This window comes from Paenibacillus taichungensis (assembly GCF_047302525.1).
Lineage (GTDB): Bacteria > Bacillota > Bacilli > Paenibacillales > Paenibacillaceae > Paenibacillus > Paenibacillus taichungensis_B.
In genome coordinates this window covers 6399158-6414699 of sequence record NZ_CP168020.1, presented here as the reverse complement: position 1 = coordinate 6414699, position 15542 = coordinate 6399158, and the positions used below count along the sequence as shown (strand labels likewise).

The following is a 15542-nucleotide window of genomic DNA, read 5'->3' as shown; positions in this document are numbered from 1 at the left end:
GTTTTAATTATAACACTGCCCTTATCCTTTGTGAAGGCTTTAGCCTACTCTTTCAAATGAAGATTCCATGAAGCTAAGCTTCATCATTGGACAATGTGATAAGTCCCTTTTAAGCACCTTTACATGTAGTATCTATACCTTGATTTTCGCCGATGTACAATGACAATCCTCACGTCACATATAACAAAAAAAAGCCCTGATCCTCAATGAGGAGTCAGGACTGCACCAACGCACATAGCGCACGCTTTATTGTTGAATCAACTCGGATGTAAGGATACGGCTTACCTCTTCATAACTGCGCGCAACATGATGAGGCTGATGCTCTGATTCTGGCAAAGCATCACGATGGTTGAACCAAATCACTTTCCATCCGGCATCCACTGCACCGACAACATCATTGCGCCAGGAATCGCCGATGTAATAACTGGAGTCGGAATCCGATCCCGTCTGCCTGCTTACATGCTCAAATAATCTGCGATCCGGCTTGGCATAACCAAGGGTACCCGATATGAAAATCCGTTCCTCGGGAATAAGGTTGAATACATCCAGCGCTTCGAGCTTCCGCTGCTGATGTTTTCCTTCTCCGTTGGTAATTAACCCTACCATATGCCCCTCTGCAAGAAGTCTTCGGATAAGTTCATATACTCCCTCAAAGGGCTGGATCTGAAACTGTCTACTCAAATACTGTGCTTGCAGTTCTTCAGCCTGCCCCTGTTGTAGGGGATATCCAAATTCCGCCATGGTCAACTCAAATCTGCGATGACGCATCCTTTCTACCGCTTCGGGTTCGGGTACAGCAGACAAGTCTTCTTGGGCAGACAGCCAGTCGCTATAATAACGGAAGCGGTGGTATGCCTCCCCATACGGGAAATCATCCGGCAGGCCGAGAACTTGCTCTAATGCGCCACGAAGCGGCTGTAAGTGGTCATACAAGGTATCGTCTACATCGAAAAAGATGGATCTGGTTTTATTTGTTTTTTCCATAATTGCTATTTATCCTCCTGGTGTTGGCTCCAAACATCTCTTCTTACTATATATGTATTCCATTTCTCCGTCCAAAAAATGAACCCATTCTAGGTCCTCTCTATTTGATCCTAATACATAAAAAAACACCCCGTCTCGCAACATGCTGGTTGTGAAATGGGGTGTCGCCAATTTTTCATAATTAAAAAAATTAATTCACGATCAATCACCTAATTGGAGATACATCACAAATTGTGTGTATTCCAATTAAAGTATCAACGGTACAACCTTGCCTGCATTCACATCAATCAGGCCGTGATCCGTAATTTTCAGAGCCGGACTTACCGCAAGAGAATGGGTACTGATGGACATGATCGGGTTATAGTGTACATAACCAAGAGATAACATCGCTGCACGCAGCTCTTTCACTTGGTGTGACACTACCGCCAGCGGTTCCTCCGTCAAAATGCCACCCACAGGGAGTTCAAGATGGGACAACACTTTGCCGTCTTCTACCACACAGAACCCACCCTGGCTCGAAATCACCGTGTTAGCTGCCAAGATCATATCTTCACGATTGCGTCCTACGACCAATAGGTTGTGGTTATCATGTGAATATGTTGTTGCAATGGCACCACGCTTGATCGTGTCTCCACCAATTAAACCGTGTGCTCGATTGCCGTTCACGCCATAACGTTCAAAGGTCGCAATCTGTCCATATTCGCTTTCTTCCCAGAGCAGTTCACCATTCGCAGCCTGAACCTGTGCAATATGCTCTTCCACAAAGGTTGAACCATCCTTCACCATCATAACTCGGCAGTTGTTTAAACCATTTTCAGATAACTGCGTGTCTGAGTCAGATGCTTCACTTTGCCCATTCACCTTCGGATCAGACAAACGGATTGCGAAATCCTCGGCTCCCAGCAGATCCAACTGCACGCTCTTGTAAAAGTGAGGTGGGAACTGTCCACTAATTCGGTCCTGCTTGTACGGTTCGTAGTCGTCATAAGCTTTACGGCCATTTTTGTATACCTGCTCTACTGCAAGTGTATCTAAGTTGGACAGCAGCACATAATCCGCCACTTTGCCTGGGGCAATGCTACCGCGATCAGTCATTTTCATACGAGATGCAGGGGTTGAGGTTGCAGCGTAAATCGCATCTTCGGGGCGCATACCCATCCGAATGGCCTTACGTACGATATGATCCAAATGCCCCCGTTCCACCAGCGAATCCGGCATAACATCGTCCGTTACGAAGCAGAAATGCTGAGCGACATCATGCTGGATCAGGTATTCCATGACTTCTGGCGTCATCGATTTTTCCTGAATTTCAATGAACATGCCTGCCGCAATTCGAGCCTGCAAGCCTTCAATACTCTGATGCGTATGATCGGAATCGATGCCCGCATAGATCAGTCGGTGCAGATCCAGCCCAAGCAATTTCGGTGTATGACCTTCGATCACAAGATCTGGATAGTTTTTGCGAATATGCTGGAGAATCTGGTTGGTCTTGCATTCCGGATCACGGATGACGTCCACATAGTTCATGATCTCACCCAGACAGATGATCTCTCCAGTAGCCAGAAGAACATCCATGTCTTCGATTTCGATTGAACCACCCGTTGTTTCCATCGGCGTCGCCGGAACGGAGCTTGGGATAGCGTAGAACATGTCCACTGTTGTCTCGCGACTGGCCGACATCATCTCCTGCACACCTTCCAGCCCAAACACATTCGCCATCTCATGCGGTTCCGCCACAATGGACGTTACCCCGCAGCGGATCAGGCCATGGGAAAAGGTTGCTGGTGTCACCATCGTACTCTCGATGTGCAGATGAATATCAATGAGGCCCGGAATCATATAACGTCCGCGTGCATCAATCACTTCATCGGCTTCAATCATCTCCGGTCCGCCTGGACCAACATACATAAATCTGCCGTCCAGTACAGCCACATTGTTCATTTCGAATCGTTTATAGTAACTGTTATACACATGTACATTCTTAATTAGTTGATCTGCACGCATGGGGCATAATCTCCTTCTTCATGAGCATTTACAGCTATCCAGAGCAGCAGTTTACAATTAGCCATATTGCTCTGGATTCAGCTGATAAAATGCCTCTTTTGCTGCTTTCTGCTTCCTGCTGCTATTCCACAAGGACAAGCTTATCCTGCGGGAAAATCAGATTAACTCGCTGTCCGCTGAGATAAGGCGTCTCCATCTCCTGATTAGCTGTGAAGTCGCCAAGTTCTGTCTCGATGACGTACTGATAGCTGCGTCCAAGGTACGTGCTTACTTTAATAATCCCTGGCAAAGCATTTGCCATGTCCCCGGAGGTATCTCCACTGACGATCAGATCATCCGGGCGAATTGCACCTTTGCGTGCACCGGGACGAGCCGTTCCGGGATGCGCTGTTGCGGTGAACAAGCGACCACCCGCTTTCAGCGAGATCACCTCTCCTGCATCACTGCGTTCCGCGAATTCAATGAAATTATGGAATCCGATAAATCGTGCCACAAATTCCGTCGCCGGGTATTTGAAAATCGTTTCCGGGCGATCGAGCTGCTCGACAACGCCTTTATTCATAATCGCTACCTGATCCGAGATGGAGAAGCACTCCTCCTGATCATGAGAGACATAAAGCGTCGTAATGCCCAGTTCCTGCTGAATCCGGCGGATCTCAACCCGCATATTCAACCGCAGGTTGGCATCCAGGTTACTGAGTGGTTCATCGAACAACAGCAAATCCGGTTCAATGACGAGTGCGCGGGCAATCGCCACACGCTGACGCTGTCCACCGGACAGCTCCTGCGGGAACCGTTTCTCGAAGCCGTTCAGGTTCACCACTTCAAGAATACGCATCACGCGTGACGAGATATCCTTGTCTTTCACCTTGCGCATCCGCAGGCCGAAGGCCACGTTGTCATAGACAGACAGATGCGGGAACAGCGCGTAACTCTGAAATACAAATCCGAAATTCCGCTTATTCGCCGGAACCTTCGTATAGTCCTTGCCGCCGAACATAAACTTGCCCTGTGTTGCTTCCAGGAATCCGGCGATGAGGCGCAGCGTAGTTGTTTTGCCGCAACCGCTCGGTCCGAGCAGGGAGAGCAGCTTACCTTTTTCCAGTTCCAACTGAAAATCCTTCAGGATCGTCTGCTTGTCGTAAGCCACTGATACGTGGTCTAATGTCAGCAATGCCATAGCGTTCTGCGCCTCCAATTAACGTTTAGTAAAATATGAGAATCCGCCCATGATCCGTTCGATCACAAACATTAAAAGTCCAGTCAATACCATCAGCAGCACAGAAATGGCTGCAATCGTTGGGTCAAAATAATTTTCCACATAGGTCAGCATCTGAATCGGCAATGTACTTACCCCCGGTCCGGTCATAAACACGGAAATGTCCACGTTGTTGAACGACTCCAGAAAGGCAATCAGCACCGCTGCGATAATTCCTGAACGAATGTTGGGAAGTACGATCTGGAAGAACGTTCTGACACGTCCCGCACCGAGACTCAGCGCAGCTTCTTCCACCGCAAAGTCAAAGCTCGACAGACTCGATGCGATGACGCGAATGATAAATGGAAGCATAATAATCGTGTGACCGATCAGCAGACCCAGATACATCGGCAAATGATAGATCACGATCAGGTATTTCATCAATGTAAAACCAAGCACGATTCCCGGAATAAGTACCGGAGACAGAAACAGTGCATTCAGCACGGACTTGCCTTTGAAATCGTAACGACTAAGTGCGTATGCAGCCGGAACCCCGAGCAACAGCGCCAGCAAATTCCCCAGCAGGGAAATGATGATGGACGTCTGGAACGTGCGGAGGAAACCACCTGTGTTGAAAATATTCTCGTACCAGCGGAGGGAGAAGCCCTCCGGTGGGAATTTGAGTACCGTCCCCGGTTCAAACGAAGTCACCGAGATGATCAGAAGCGGGCCCAGCAGAAAGATAAAGACCAGCAGACTGAACAGGCCCAGCCCGATATGTTTCTCCCGCATATGTCTACCCCTTCGGATTTAAAGTTTTGGCCATTTTGTTCATGACACCGACCACGACAAACGTAATGACAATCATAATCGCAGCAACGACCGAGGCCAGATACCAGTCGTTCAGGGTCATGGCGTTCTGATAGAGGAACGTCGCAATTACGCGCTGTTTGCCTCCCAAAAGCGCAGGCGTCGTATAAGCCGTCAGGCTTCCGACAAAAACAAGTACGGCTCCGATAACAAGCCCTGGCACAGCCAGCGGGAACACCACCCGACGGAATGCCGTGAAGCGGGATGCACCCAGACTCTGTGCTGCCTTGAGCAGATCACCATCGATGTTCTCAAGCACACCGACTAGGGAAATGATCATGAGTGGCAGGAACAGATGGGTCAAACCAATCATCATGGCTGCCGGCGTATACAGAATATCCAAAGGCTTGTCCACGATACCAAGCCCAACGAGGGCGTTGTTGATCAGCCCTTTGCGTCCAAGAATAATCATCCAGCTAAACGAGCGCACAACCGGGCTCGTTAGTAGCGGGAAGATTGCCAGCGCGAGCAAAATGCCTTTGCGGCGCGGCGCTTTCCGGGAAATATAATAAGCTGTCGGGAATCCGAGCACCACGCAGACGATGGTGGTGACCACGCTGACCTGCAGCGTCGTAAGCAATATTTTCAAAAAGTAAGGGTCTCTGAAAAAATGCATGTATCCTTCAAACGTGAAGGAGTTTTCCTGAAAAAACGTCGATCCGATCGTCAGGACAATCGGAATGATCATAAATGCCGCCAAAAACACAAATCCCGGCAGCAATAGCCAGTATACTGATTTCTTCATCGCGGTACTCCTGACTTATAAAATGGTTTTATTCACACGTTTCATTGGAGCACATTTCAAAATAAATGCTACACGTTAGTCTCACCAGCCGTTACGGTTACGAATCGTTCTTTCGATCGCTGTTATCCTTGGATTTTCTTGATCTCCTTCTGTTTAGAAGGAAAAATCCAAGGATAAAGGCGAACGCTTCGCTTCTACAGAATCGATTTCGTCCCCTCCACTACCAGCGAAATACGTAAGGATTGATTTTTAGACTGAACCCCAATGCCGTGAAGATCATAGCTAGGCATTTAACGCATTAATAAATAACTCAAGGAATGCTTCGGCATCTACCGTTTCGCATACCAATGTGTTGGGTTGTTCGCCCAAACGGTTTTGGAAGTCACATACCATCTGACCATCGCACAAACGGCTGGCTGTCTCTACATCGACGTAATACGATTTGCGTCCAACCAGTTCCGGGGCAAGAGCGACGCCAACTGCCAGTGGATCATGCAGGGCACAGGCGCGTATCCCGTTCATTTCTTCATACCGCTTGATGTAAATCTCCGTGCTCTGTGCCACGTAATCGCGCAATACCGGATCAGTTAATCGTCCGATGGCTTCTTCATTCAGCAGCGTTTGACGGGTAACATCCAAGCCCACCTGCGTAAGCTTCTCGAAACCTGCATGCAGTACAATGCGTGCGGCTTCGGGATCAGCGTATGTGTTGTACTCCGCAGTAGGTGTAATGTTGCCATGTCCACGAACGACGCCACCCATGAAGATGACTTCCTTCAATAATGTAGGTAGCTCAGGACACTTCATTAACGCCAACGCCAGATTCGTTAACGGCGCGGTCATGATCAATGTTAGTTCGCCTGGGTACAACTTCGCTTGTTCAACGATAAAGTCCGGGGCAAAGCCTTCATCCGCCTGCTTGGACACGGCCGGATCAGGCAGCGCACCACCCAATCCGTCTTGTCCATGTACCCGGTGCTCATAATGAGACTTGCGTGTGAGTGGCCCAGCCGCTCCGGCAATGACCGGAATGGAGGGTTCCCCCACCAGTTCGAGAATTTTGCATGTATTATCCGTTGCCTGCTGGAGCGATACGTTCCCACAGACCGTGGTAATCCCGAGAATGTCCAGCTTCCGACTCTTAACGGCCAGCAAGATCGCCAGCGCGTCATCAATACCGGTATCCACATCCAGAATGATGCGATTTCCTGTTTCACTCATACATTCCCAACTCCTCTACCGTTAAAAGATTGCTTGCTGCAAATTTTGTTTGTCGAGCACGATCAATACTGCTTCTAAACCTTATCGTTCTAAAGCTAATTATGCTTATTGTGCAATCTCACGGTTCCAACGATCTGTCCATGCTTTAGCCTGTTGATTCACAAATTCCATATCCAGCTTGTTCAGCTTACCAACTACGTCTGCACCATACGTTACGCCTTCAGCTTCTTCGGCATTCAATTCAACCTTCGTATTTACCGGGGAATCCACTTTTGCTTTGGCGGATTTGGTTTGTACATCCTGGCTCAGCTGCCAGTTGATGAATTCTTCGGCGAGTTCTTTGTTCTTGCTGCCTTTCACGACATTGATCGTATTCATGACTGCATACGCACCTTCGCTAGGTGTAACAAACTTCGCATTTGGCACTGCCGCTTTCAAATCTTTGAAGTACATTTCCATAATCGGTCCGCCAGCAATCTCTTCCTGGGAGAACATGTTCACGAATTCGGAAGTTTGAGTGTAGAATTTAACAACGTTGCTGCTTAATTTTTTCAGTTCCGCAAAAGCTGCATCTTCATTAAACGTTTCGTTTCCGGCTACACGGGAAGCTGCATCCAATACCATTGGGCCTGCTGTTGCCGTAATGTTCGGAATGGTCAGATTACCCGCAAACGCCGGGTCCCACAGATCCGCCCATGAAGTGACTTCTTTGTTAACGAGGTCTGGGTTATAAGCGATTCCGAGCTGTCCAACCGTATAGGCCGGGCCGTAATCTTCGCCAAGCGGTGCTTTGGCAATATCATAAATATCACTCACATTCGGAATTTTGGAGCGGTCGATTTTCTCAAACAATCCTTCATCAATACCTTGCTGTGCATAGTAATCGGACAAATAAATCACATCGACATTGGATGTACCCTGGCGGATTTTGTTCAAACGCTCAGCGTTGTTACCCACTTCAAGCACGATGTCTACATTATGTTCTTTTTCAAATGGACCAAATACTTCTTCATTGAAGAAATCTTCCGAGAATCCCCAAGTGGAGATGACCAGTTTGGTTGGCGCCGTGCCGCCGCTGCCTGATCCGCCTGTTGCGTCCTCTGTGCTGCTGCCACAACCTGCTAGTAATACCGATGTCATTGCCACTGCCGCCAAACCGCTAATCCACTTCTTCATCATGATCCTGATTCCCCCTGATATGTGTGATATAACAACCCAAACCATTAAGTTGAACTAGCTTGATAACGCATTTCACGTAGAAAACAGAAAGAACCTGGAGAAACAGCGTGTTCGCCTTTATCACAAGATTTCTACCTTATTAAAAGGAATAAAAGAAATCTGGGGATAACAGCGATCGGAAGGTCTTCTGATTTTCGAAGGGTACATGCGTTATTTAGGGCTAGTTCAACTTAAAAAAACAAAAAGAAAAGCATTCTTGTATAAACAAGAACACTTTTCTTCGTAAACAAAGGAAAGCGACACCCGCTGCCGGTACATCATCGGTTTCTGCTTCAGAATCAATCCGAAGACAGACGCCATCATATGAAATTGTTCGGAATCAGAATTATGAATTAGAATCGTGTGCAACGCATGCATCGAACCTGTCGATCCATCCTATGCTTGTTCCAATATCACATTCGTAATGGCCCACTGCGTGGACGCATCGTAATCCCGTAATACAGCTTCGATTGGCAAACCCATGTGTTGCTCCAACTTCTCCCTGAATTTCTTCTTATACAAGACAGACATGCGGAAGTCCACTTCCAGCTTCAAGCCGGGGGCCTCCCCTTCCAGGGCGTCAGAGCGCGGTGAACGTCGGTGCTTCGCGTAGAAGGTCACAATGTTCTGATCAATGGTCACTCTCAGGAGAGTGGTGCCAAAGCCGAACAGTTCCTTCGAGATTTCGTTATAATACTGGCACATCTTCTTCTTGCTCTCATTGCTGTCCAGCAGTTCCATGAACTCACCCACATCATTTACTACCGTACGTTCGACGTGTTAACACGATTGATTATACATATATCTACGATTTTAGGCAACCCAAAAGATATAGTTAACATGAAAATAACACATAAAAGCGAACGATAGGTATAAACTAGCGAAAACAATTCGTAAATGTTCACCGTGAGCGTGCTTGGAGATAACTGCACCCCTTTTCTCTATTATTGTTGCTTAATAACCCACTTTTGATACTCATTCTCTTGACGATACTCATCCATTACCAGCTCCGCCCCATCCTCGGATATGCCAAGTGCTTTCCCGTTATGAGAACTTGTAATGCGTATCGTCCCATCCTCATTCTTTGAAATGTTCCAGCGTTGATTCGCATAACCAAGGTACGAATAGAGCTGAATACGATTCTGTCCTACATCCCAATCAAGAGACATTCCGCTCAAGGTTCGAATGGAGTAAGAGCCGGAATCATCGCCTGTCGGTACAAGTACCCATTTGAAATCTTCACTTGCATTCTCTGTCTCGTCAGCAACCTTTATCACTTCTCCTGCTTCAGATGGAACAGCCTGCAACGCAACGGGACGTCCTGCATTATGGATCATCACCTTCTCCAATTCTGCTTTCTTCCTATGGATTGCATTCACATTCTGGAAGGACGCATTCCCACCGAACACATGAATTCCAAAATGTCCTTCGACAAACGTTCCATCCTGAAGATCCATGATTCGCTCACCGTCCACATCAACCTGGATTCGAGGACCTTTCGCCTGAATCTGGATGTGATACGTATGATCTTTACGAACGAATCTCGGGATTTGAGCAAGCACCTGTCGATTTTCGATTTTTCCATTCACTTTATAAAATAGTCGGATGGACTTCAGGTTAGGGTCAATATTCAAATAGTAGCCGCTTCGTCCATCCTCACTTGCACGGAATACAATAGACCCCGCTCCACCCTGAGCGCCCAGCGTCAGATCAGCATCATATTGAAAATCCCCTGCCGTTTCCTGTGCGATATATTGTGTATCTCCACTATAGTTGCCCTGTATGCCTTGTTTGGAAATAAGCCATCGGGCAGATGATTTATCCGATTTCCAGCCAGATAAGTTGGTATGGAATATGCCACTGGATACCGTAATCGGTATTTGAGCAGAAGCTTTGCCGTCTGCCGTCGATACTGTTACTGTAGCTTCGCCTCCACCCACGGCTCGAACCGTCGCTTTCGTTTTATCAGAATGAACGATTTGCACCACTTTAGGATTGCTTACCTTCCATTTCAACTGTTGAGCGGCAGCTTTTCCCGGTCTGTCTTCCACCGTGGCGTACAGCGTTTGCGTCTGCCCAACATTCGCCGTTCTTCTCTGCATATCTGCAATAACCTGAGATTTAGAGGACGTGCTCTTTCTCCAGATGTTATCTAAGACGTACACCTTCATGGAGCGTATCTTCACTTCCCCACCAAGGCTATAAAAAGCCATTGCCCGTCCCGCCGGATCTGGAAAAATGACATCCGAGAAGACAACCTTGCCATCATTGCCAAACACCTCAACAGAGGATTCATCGACGAATATACGTAGCTTCACCTTTTGATTTTCCGGTTGTAACGAGGCCTCATGGACCTTGGTGAATAAATCGGAGAAGCTTACGTCACCCGAGGTGGTGCGATCCACGAACATGTTCTGCGTATTTACTCTGTATCCTACAGTGGTTTTCTGCCCTTCTCTTTGACGCAATTGAAAACCAAACTCGGTTACAGAACTGTTAGCCGGAATTTCCACTTCAGCTTCAATCTCATACGCTCCTACCGTTAGGCCGTCAAGCGGATTTTTTGTTTTTGGTCCAACCATCATTTGTTGTGCACTATACAGGTTATGCCGCAGTGTCTGGAGTTCAGTGATTGGTGTTTGTACCAAACGTACTCCTTCATCCGTGGTTCGAAGAGAGACTTCTCTCGGTATGGTCAGTTGTCCTTTCCATGAGGAAGTTGGGAATTCAAACGGATAATCCCAGTTCGTCATCCATGCAAGCATGACTTTCCGCTGATCAGGCATATTCGCAAAAGACATCGGTGCGTAGAACTCCTTACCGAAGTCCGTTCTCAACACTTGCCCAGCCGGATGATCGTTCAGGAATTTCCCGTCAGCTGTTAGCTGGCCTACAAAATATTCCGCATCTGATCCTTGGGTTTTCGGATTGGCCCCTGTACTGATCATAAGCACCCACTTACGTTGACCCGTTCCATCTACAGGCAGTTGAATCAGATCGGGACACTCCCACACACCACCTCGAACATAATCGCCATATCCGAAGTTATCAGTTAAGGTCCAATCGAGCAGATTGGTTGAAGTAAAGAACCGGATGTGATCCCCGCCAGACACAACCATCACCCAGCGGTTGTGATCTTCATCCCGGACGACCTTCGGATCACGGAAATCCCAGCTCCCCGGATCATCACCACTCTTGCCAGGGTTATCAATGACAATCGGACGATCTTTAGCGTATTGCCAATTCCGGCCTTCATCGGTACTATAGGCGAGGCCTATACGCTGATTGCCACCAGGTTTATCCGGATGATAGGAAGTGTAGTATGCAATCAGACCTTTTCCGCCCGAATCCGTGAACAAACCGGAGGCATTATTCAGATCAGCAATTGCTGATCCCGACCACACATGGCCCTGATCATTCCAGGGCAAAGCAATAGGTAAACGCTTCCAATTTATAAGATCTGAACTGACTGCATGAGCCCAGGTGCCTCCATCCTGATGAAACAGATGATATTCTCCTTCGTAATAGACCAGCCCATTTGGATCACTTGCCGATCCCCGAATCGGAGAGTAATGGTACTGAGGACGATAGTTCTCCTTGTAGTACACCGACTCTTCCGTTACATAGATATCCTGAAAATAAGCGATGCCTTGTTGAACGACAAGTCCAGCATTTCCATCAGCGTAGCTTTTGTCTGTGACCACAACAGCCGCAGGCGTGTACCCATCAACATAAACCTGAATCAAGCTGCCCGAGGCTATAACTTCGATGTGATGCCTCGCTCCCGGTTGGCTTGGAAACTTGCGATTCGAGCTGGCGAGCACGGTACCGTCCGCTTTTCGAAGTTGTACTCGAACTTCTTCTCCTTCCCGAATCAGGGCTGCTTCATATCCCTTCGTTCCGTCTGCATTTGCCCTGAATAGCAGCGCTGCTGAGGTACTCGCATTGGCCAGAGATATAATTCCTTCATATACAAAATCAGATGCCGCTTTCTCGTAAATGACTCTTCCTTTCCCTTGAGCGGCTCCTTTCCCCTTATAACCTTTCAAGTCAGGCTGCCATTCGCCGACGTTGCTAATCGGTTTACCCATGTTGCCATTCATGGTACTGACCTGCACATTCTGGAACAAAGCCGCCCCATCCCATACATGGAGCCCCAGTTTCCCTGACGAGTAGGCACTGTCTTTCACATCAATCACCGGGTCATACCGATTATCCCAATATACCTGCAGGCTCTCTCCGTCCGCTTTCACTTTCAGATGATAAATGCCTCCAGATTCCAGGTTTGCTTTATGTTCTACATTTAACGTTCCCGGCTGTCCACTTGCATCTCTTAGACGTATCACACCAGCCTGGGGAACCACTTGCAACATATATGAAGACCAGCCTGTATCATTGGATCGAAAAATAAGACTCGTATCCGCTTTCATATCCTGAACCATCAAATCAGCTTCATAGATAAAATTATCGGCTCGTGTGGCCGATATGGCCATCACATTCTGCCCGGCGTCCGAAGTCAGACGAAGTCCTTCATTCGTATCTTCCAGATTGCCTCTACCTTGCAATGTCCAATCTGACAAATTCGTTATTGCCTTAGACACTTGGGTTAACATTTGAACCGCCTCCCCCTGTTTTGCTGATTCCTTGGAGGTCTGCTCTATCCTTTGCGAGGCATTTGTCTCCATAACAGATGCTGTGGAATAGGCTCCAGCAGAAGAAGATCCAAGGACACATGATAATAGAACACAACCAATGGAACGGAAGATGAATTTCATAAGCATTCCCTCTTTTCATATAGTAGATGAGACAAAAATCCCACAAAGGACGGCGCAGTCTCTTAGATAAGTGAACCTGCATCCGCCCCTTCTGGGACGTCCATAAATATCAAACGCTATGAAGCATAAGTTTCATGCTGCAATGCTTCTAAACCCAATGCGAGGGCGCCGCATAGTCCTGCGTGCTGGCCCAATCCCGGCTGGACAATATATTCGTCAATATGTTGCGTTATTGAGGTTGCATTCACATAACCATTCAGATTCCGTACAACCCGCTCTCGGATCATGGGAAACAGATGACTTTGCTGCATCACCCCTCCGCCCAAGATGACCTTTTGCGGGGAGTGAAGCAGAATGGCCGTTGTGATGGACTCCGCAATGTAAAAGGATTCGATCTCCCAAGCCGGGTGGTCTGCCGGCAGTTCGCTGCCAGGGCTCTGCCAGCGTGCTTGAATGGCTGGCCCCGCAGCCATGCCCTCCAGGCAATCGCCATGATACGGACATAATCCGGCAAAATGATCCTCTGGGTGCCGTCTCGTCCGGATGTGTCCACCCTCTGGGTGCAACAATCCATGCACACGTTTACCTCCCGCCACAAGTCCAATCCCAACACCTGTGCCGATCGTATAATACACACAATTGTCCAGTCCCTTTGCTGCTCCCCAAGTGACTTCTCCAAGGGCCGCTGCATTCACATCCGTATCCCATCCGAAGGGAATGGGGAATTCGCGCTTCAATGATCCAATAACATTACAGTTTTCCCACCCTGGCTTGGGCGTTGTTGTAATGTAACCATAGGTGGGGCTATCCGGTTGCAGATCAATCGGACCAAAGGAGCCGATCCCGATCGCAGCCACTCCTTTGTCCCTAAAATAGTCGATGACCTTCGCCAGTGTGGTCTCGGGATGTTCCGTTGGAAAGCTGCACCAATCTTCAATTTCCCCTCGCTCGTTACCTAAACCACATACAAACTTCGTTCCACCGGCTTCTATTGCTCCTATAAGCATCTTACTGTCCCCCTCACGATCATTCCTACTGACCTTCAACTCGGATGGGGGATAGCTCGTAGATATGAAGCGAAGCAAATACTAAATCCTTATTTTCGGACTGAACAGAGATCCCCTTGGAACCCGCATCCGGATAGATCAGATCGGTAATAACCGCTTGACCGTCATTGGCAAATACCTCTACGGATGAGTAATCCACATAAATACGCACATGTTGGTTACCGTCCACTGCTTTTAATCCAGCTGCATGGCGGCCCAGGAAATATTCATGGAAATCGCTAATACCCGATCGACTGCGATCAACATATACCTCATTCTGGCTAGCGTCCACGCCTATGAGCGTTTCGTTGTCTGAACCACTTCGTAATGCAAATTGAACAGATTGATCAGAAGCCCATTCCGCATAAATCTCATAGTTTACAAGGCGCAAGGTGTTCAACTGCTCACTCACTTGTCTGATAGAAGCATTCTGTAAGGACAGTACTGGCGTGCGGGCTTGCTCCAACTCGCGTGCTGGACGCTGAACCAGCAGGACTTCTCCGTCCCTTGTCTCCAATGTCAGCTCTCTCGCAATGGTCATCGCGCCGCGGTATCCTTCGGTTGGTGTCTGATTGGCATACATCCAGTTGCTCATCCAGCCCATAAACAGACGTCTGCCGTCTTCTGCCGGAATGTCAGACCAACTGACCCCTGCGTAGTTATCCCGACCATGATCAAACCAGCGAACGGTATGGGAAGCTTCATCAGGAACAAATGTAATGCCATTAAAATCTCCGGTGAAGTATTGCGTTCTGGAGCCTTCCTTGAAGGCCGGATCTGCACCAATGCTGACGAGCATCACCCATTTCTCCTGGCTCGCATCTCCATCCACGGCTAGTGGGAACAGATCAGGGCACTCCCAGACGCCATCATGCGAACCGATCCCTGCGCCGAATTCACTACCCAGTATCCAATCCTTCAGATCAGGAGAATGGTACAGACATACCGTTTGACCACAAGCGATAATCATAATCCATTCCTTGGTCTGCTCATGCCAGAAAACTTTGGGATCACGGAAATCCACGAACGACTCATGCTCCAGTACTGGATTGCCCTCGTATTTCATCCATGTTCTGCCGCTATCCTTGCTATAAGCGAGGCTCTGTCGCTGAACCGGATGATCGTTTGGCACCTCCTGATGATGGGTGAAAATAGCCACCAGTCCTGGCTCATCGTCAAAGAATCCGGACGTATTGTTCCAGTCCACCACGGCACTGCCGGAGAAGATCATGCCATGTTCATCCGGCGCCAAAGCCACAGGAAGCTCTTCCCAGGTAACCAAATCCTTGGTCACCGCGTGGCCCCAATGCATCGGTCCCCATGTTGTGCCAAACGGATGATGCTGATAGAACAAGTGATACTCACCTTTGAAAAATACCATGCCGTTGGGGTCGTTCATCCACTTCTCCTTGGGAGAGAAGTGATAGACGCCCCGGTAATCGGTTGTTGAAATGGTAGACATGTTGGTTTACTCCTTTGAT

At 48.2% G+C, this 15542-nt stretch carries 11 protein-coding genes; all 11 read right to left on the bottom strand.

Going from position 1 to position 15542, the window contains the following annotated elements; all coding sequences use genetic code 11:
• Positions 1–246: 246 nt before the first annotated feature.
• The gene (locus ACDJ58_RS29120; protein WP_413374200.1) at positions 247–984 is read right to left on the bottom strand and encodes an HAD family hydrolase; all 738 of its coding nucleotides are present in this window, start codon (positions 982–984) and stop codon (positions 247–249) included.
• A 246-nt stretch (positions 985–1230) separates the two neighbouring features.
• Positions 1231–2988: an adenine deaminase gene (locus tag ACDJ58_RS29115; protein WP_413374199.1), complete on the bottom strand. Its 1758-nt coding sequence runs from the start codon at positions 2986–2988 to the stop codon at positions 1231–1233.
• Positions 2989–3109: 121 nt separating this feature from the next.
• Entirely contained in the window at positions 3110–4168 is a 1059-nt protein-coding gene (locus tag ACDJ58_RS29110) for an ABC transporter ATP-binding protein (RefSeq protein WP_413374198.1), read from the bottom strand.
• 18 nt (positions 4169–4186) lie between these two features.
• Complete coding sequence (locus ACDJ58_RS29105) at positions 4187–4978, bottom strand: ABC transporter permease (protein WP_192271485.1); 792 nt, start codon at positions 4976–4978, stop codon at positions 4187–4189.
• A gap of 4 nt (positions 4979–4982) precedes the next feature.
• Positions 4983–5801, bottom strand: a complete 819-nt coding sequence (locus tag ACDJ58_RS29100; protein WP_090903370.1) for an ABC transporter permease — start codon at positions 5799–5801, stop codon at positions 4983–4985.
• Between the two features lie 282 nt (positions 5802–6083).
• On the bottom strand, positions 6084–7022 hold the full coding sequence (locus ACDJ58_RS29095; RefSeq protein WP_413374196.1) for a nucleoside hydrolase: 939 nt from the start codon (positions 7020–7022) through the stop codon (positions 6084–6086).
• Between the two features lie 105 nt (positions 7023–7127).
• A complete protein-coding gene (locus tag ACDJ58_RS29090; protein ID WP_413379879.1) occupies positions 7128–8198 on the bottom strand; it encodes an ABC transporter substrate-binding protein in 1071 nt (356 codons plus the stop codon).
• 438 nt (positions 8199–8636) lie between these two features.
• The gene (locus ACDJ58_RS29085) at positions 8637–8981 is read right to left on the bottom strand and encodes a Na-translocating system protein MpsC family protein (RefSeq protein WP_024632855.1); all 345 of its coding nucleotides are present in this window, start codon (positions 8979–8981) and stop codon (positions 8637–8639) included.
• 203 nt (positions 8982–9184) lie between these two features.
• A complete protein-coding gene (locus tag ACDJ58_RS29080) occupies positions 9185–13015 on the bottom strand; it encodes a GH32 C-terminal domain-containing protein (RefSeq protein WP_413374195.1) in 3831 nt (1276 codons plus the stop codon).
• A gap of 116 nt (positions 13016–13131) precedes the next feature.
• Positions 13132–14022 (bottom strand): ROK family protein, encoded by an 891-nt coding sequence (locus tag ACDJ58_RS29075; protein WP_413374194.1) that lies wholly within the window; start codon positions 14020–14022, stop codon positions 13132–13134.
• Positions 14023–14047: 25 nt separating this feature from the next.
• A complete protein-coding gene (locus ACDJ58_RS29070) occupies positions 14048–15523 on the bottom strand; it encodes a glycoside hydrolase family 32 protein (RefSeq protein WP_413374193.1) in 1476 nt (491 codons plus the stop codon).
• Between the last annotated feature and the right edge of the window lie 19 nt (positions 15524–15542).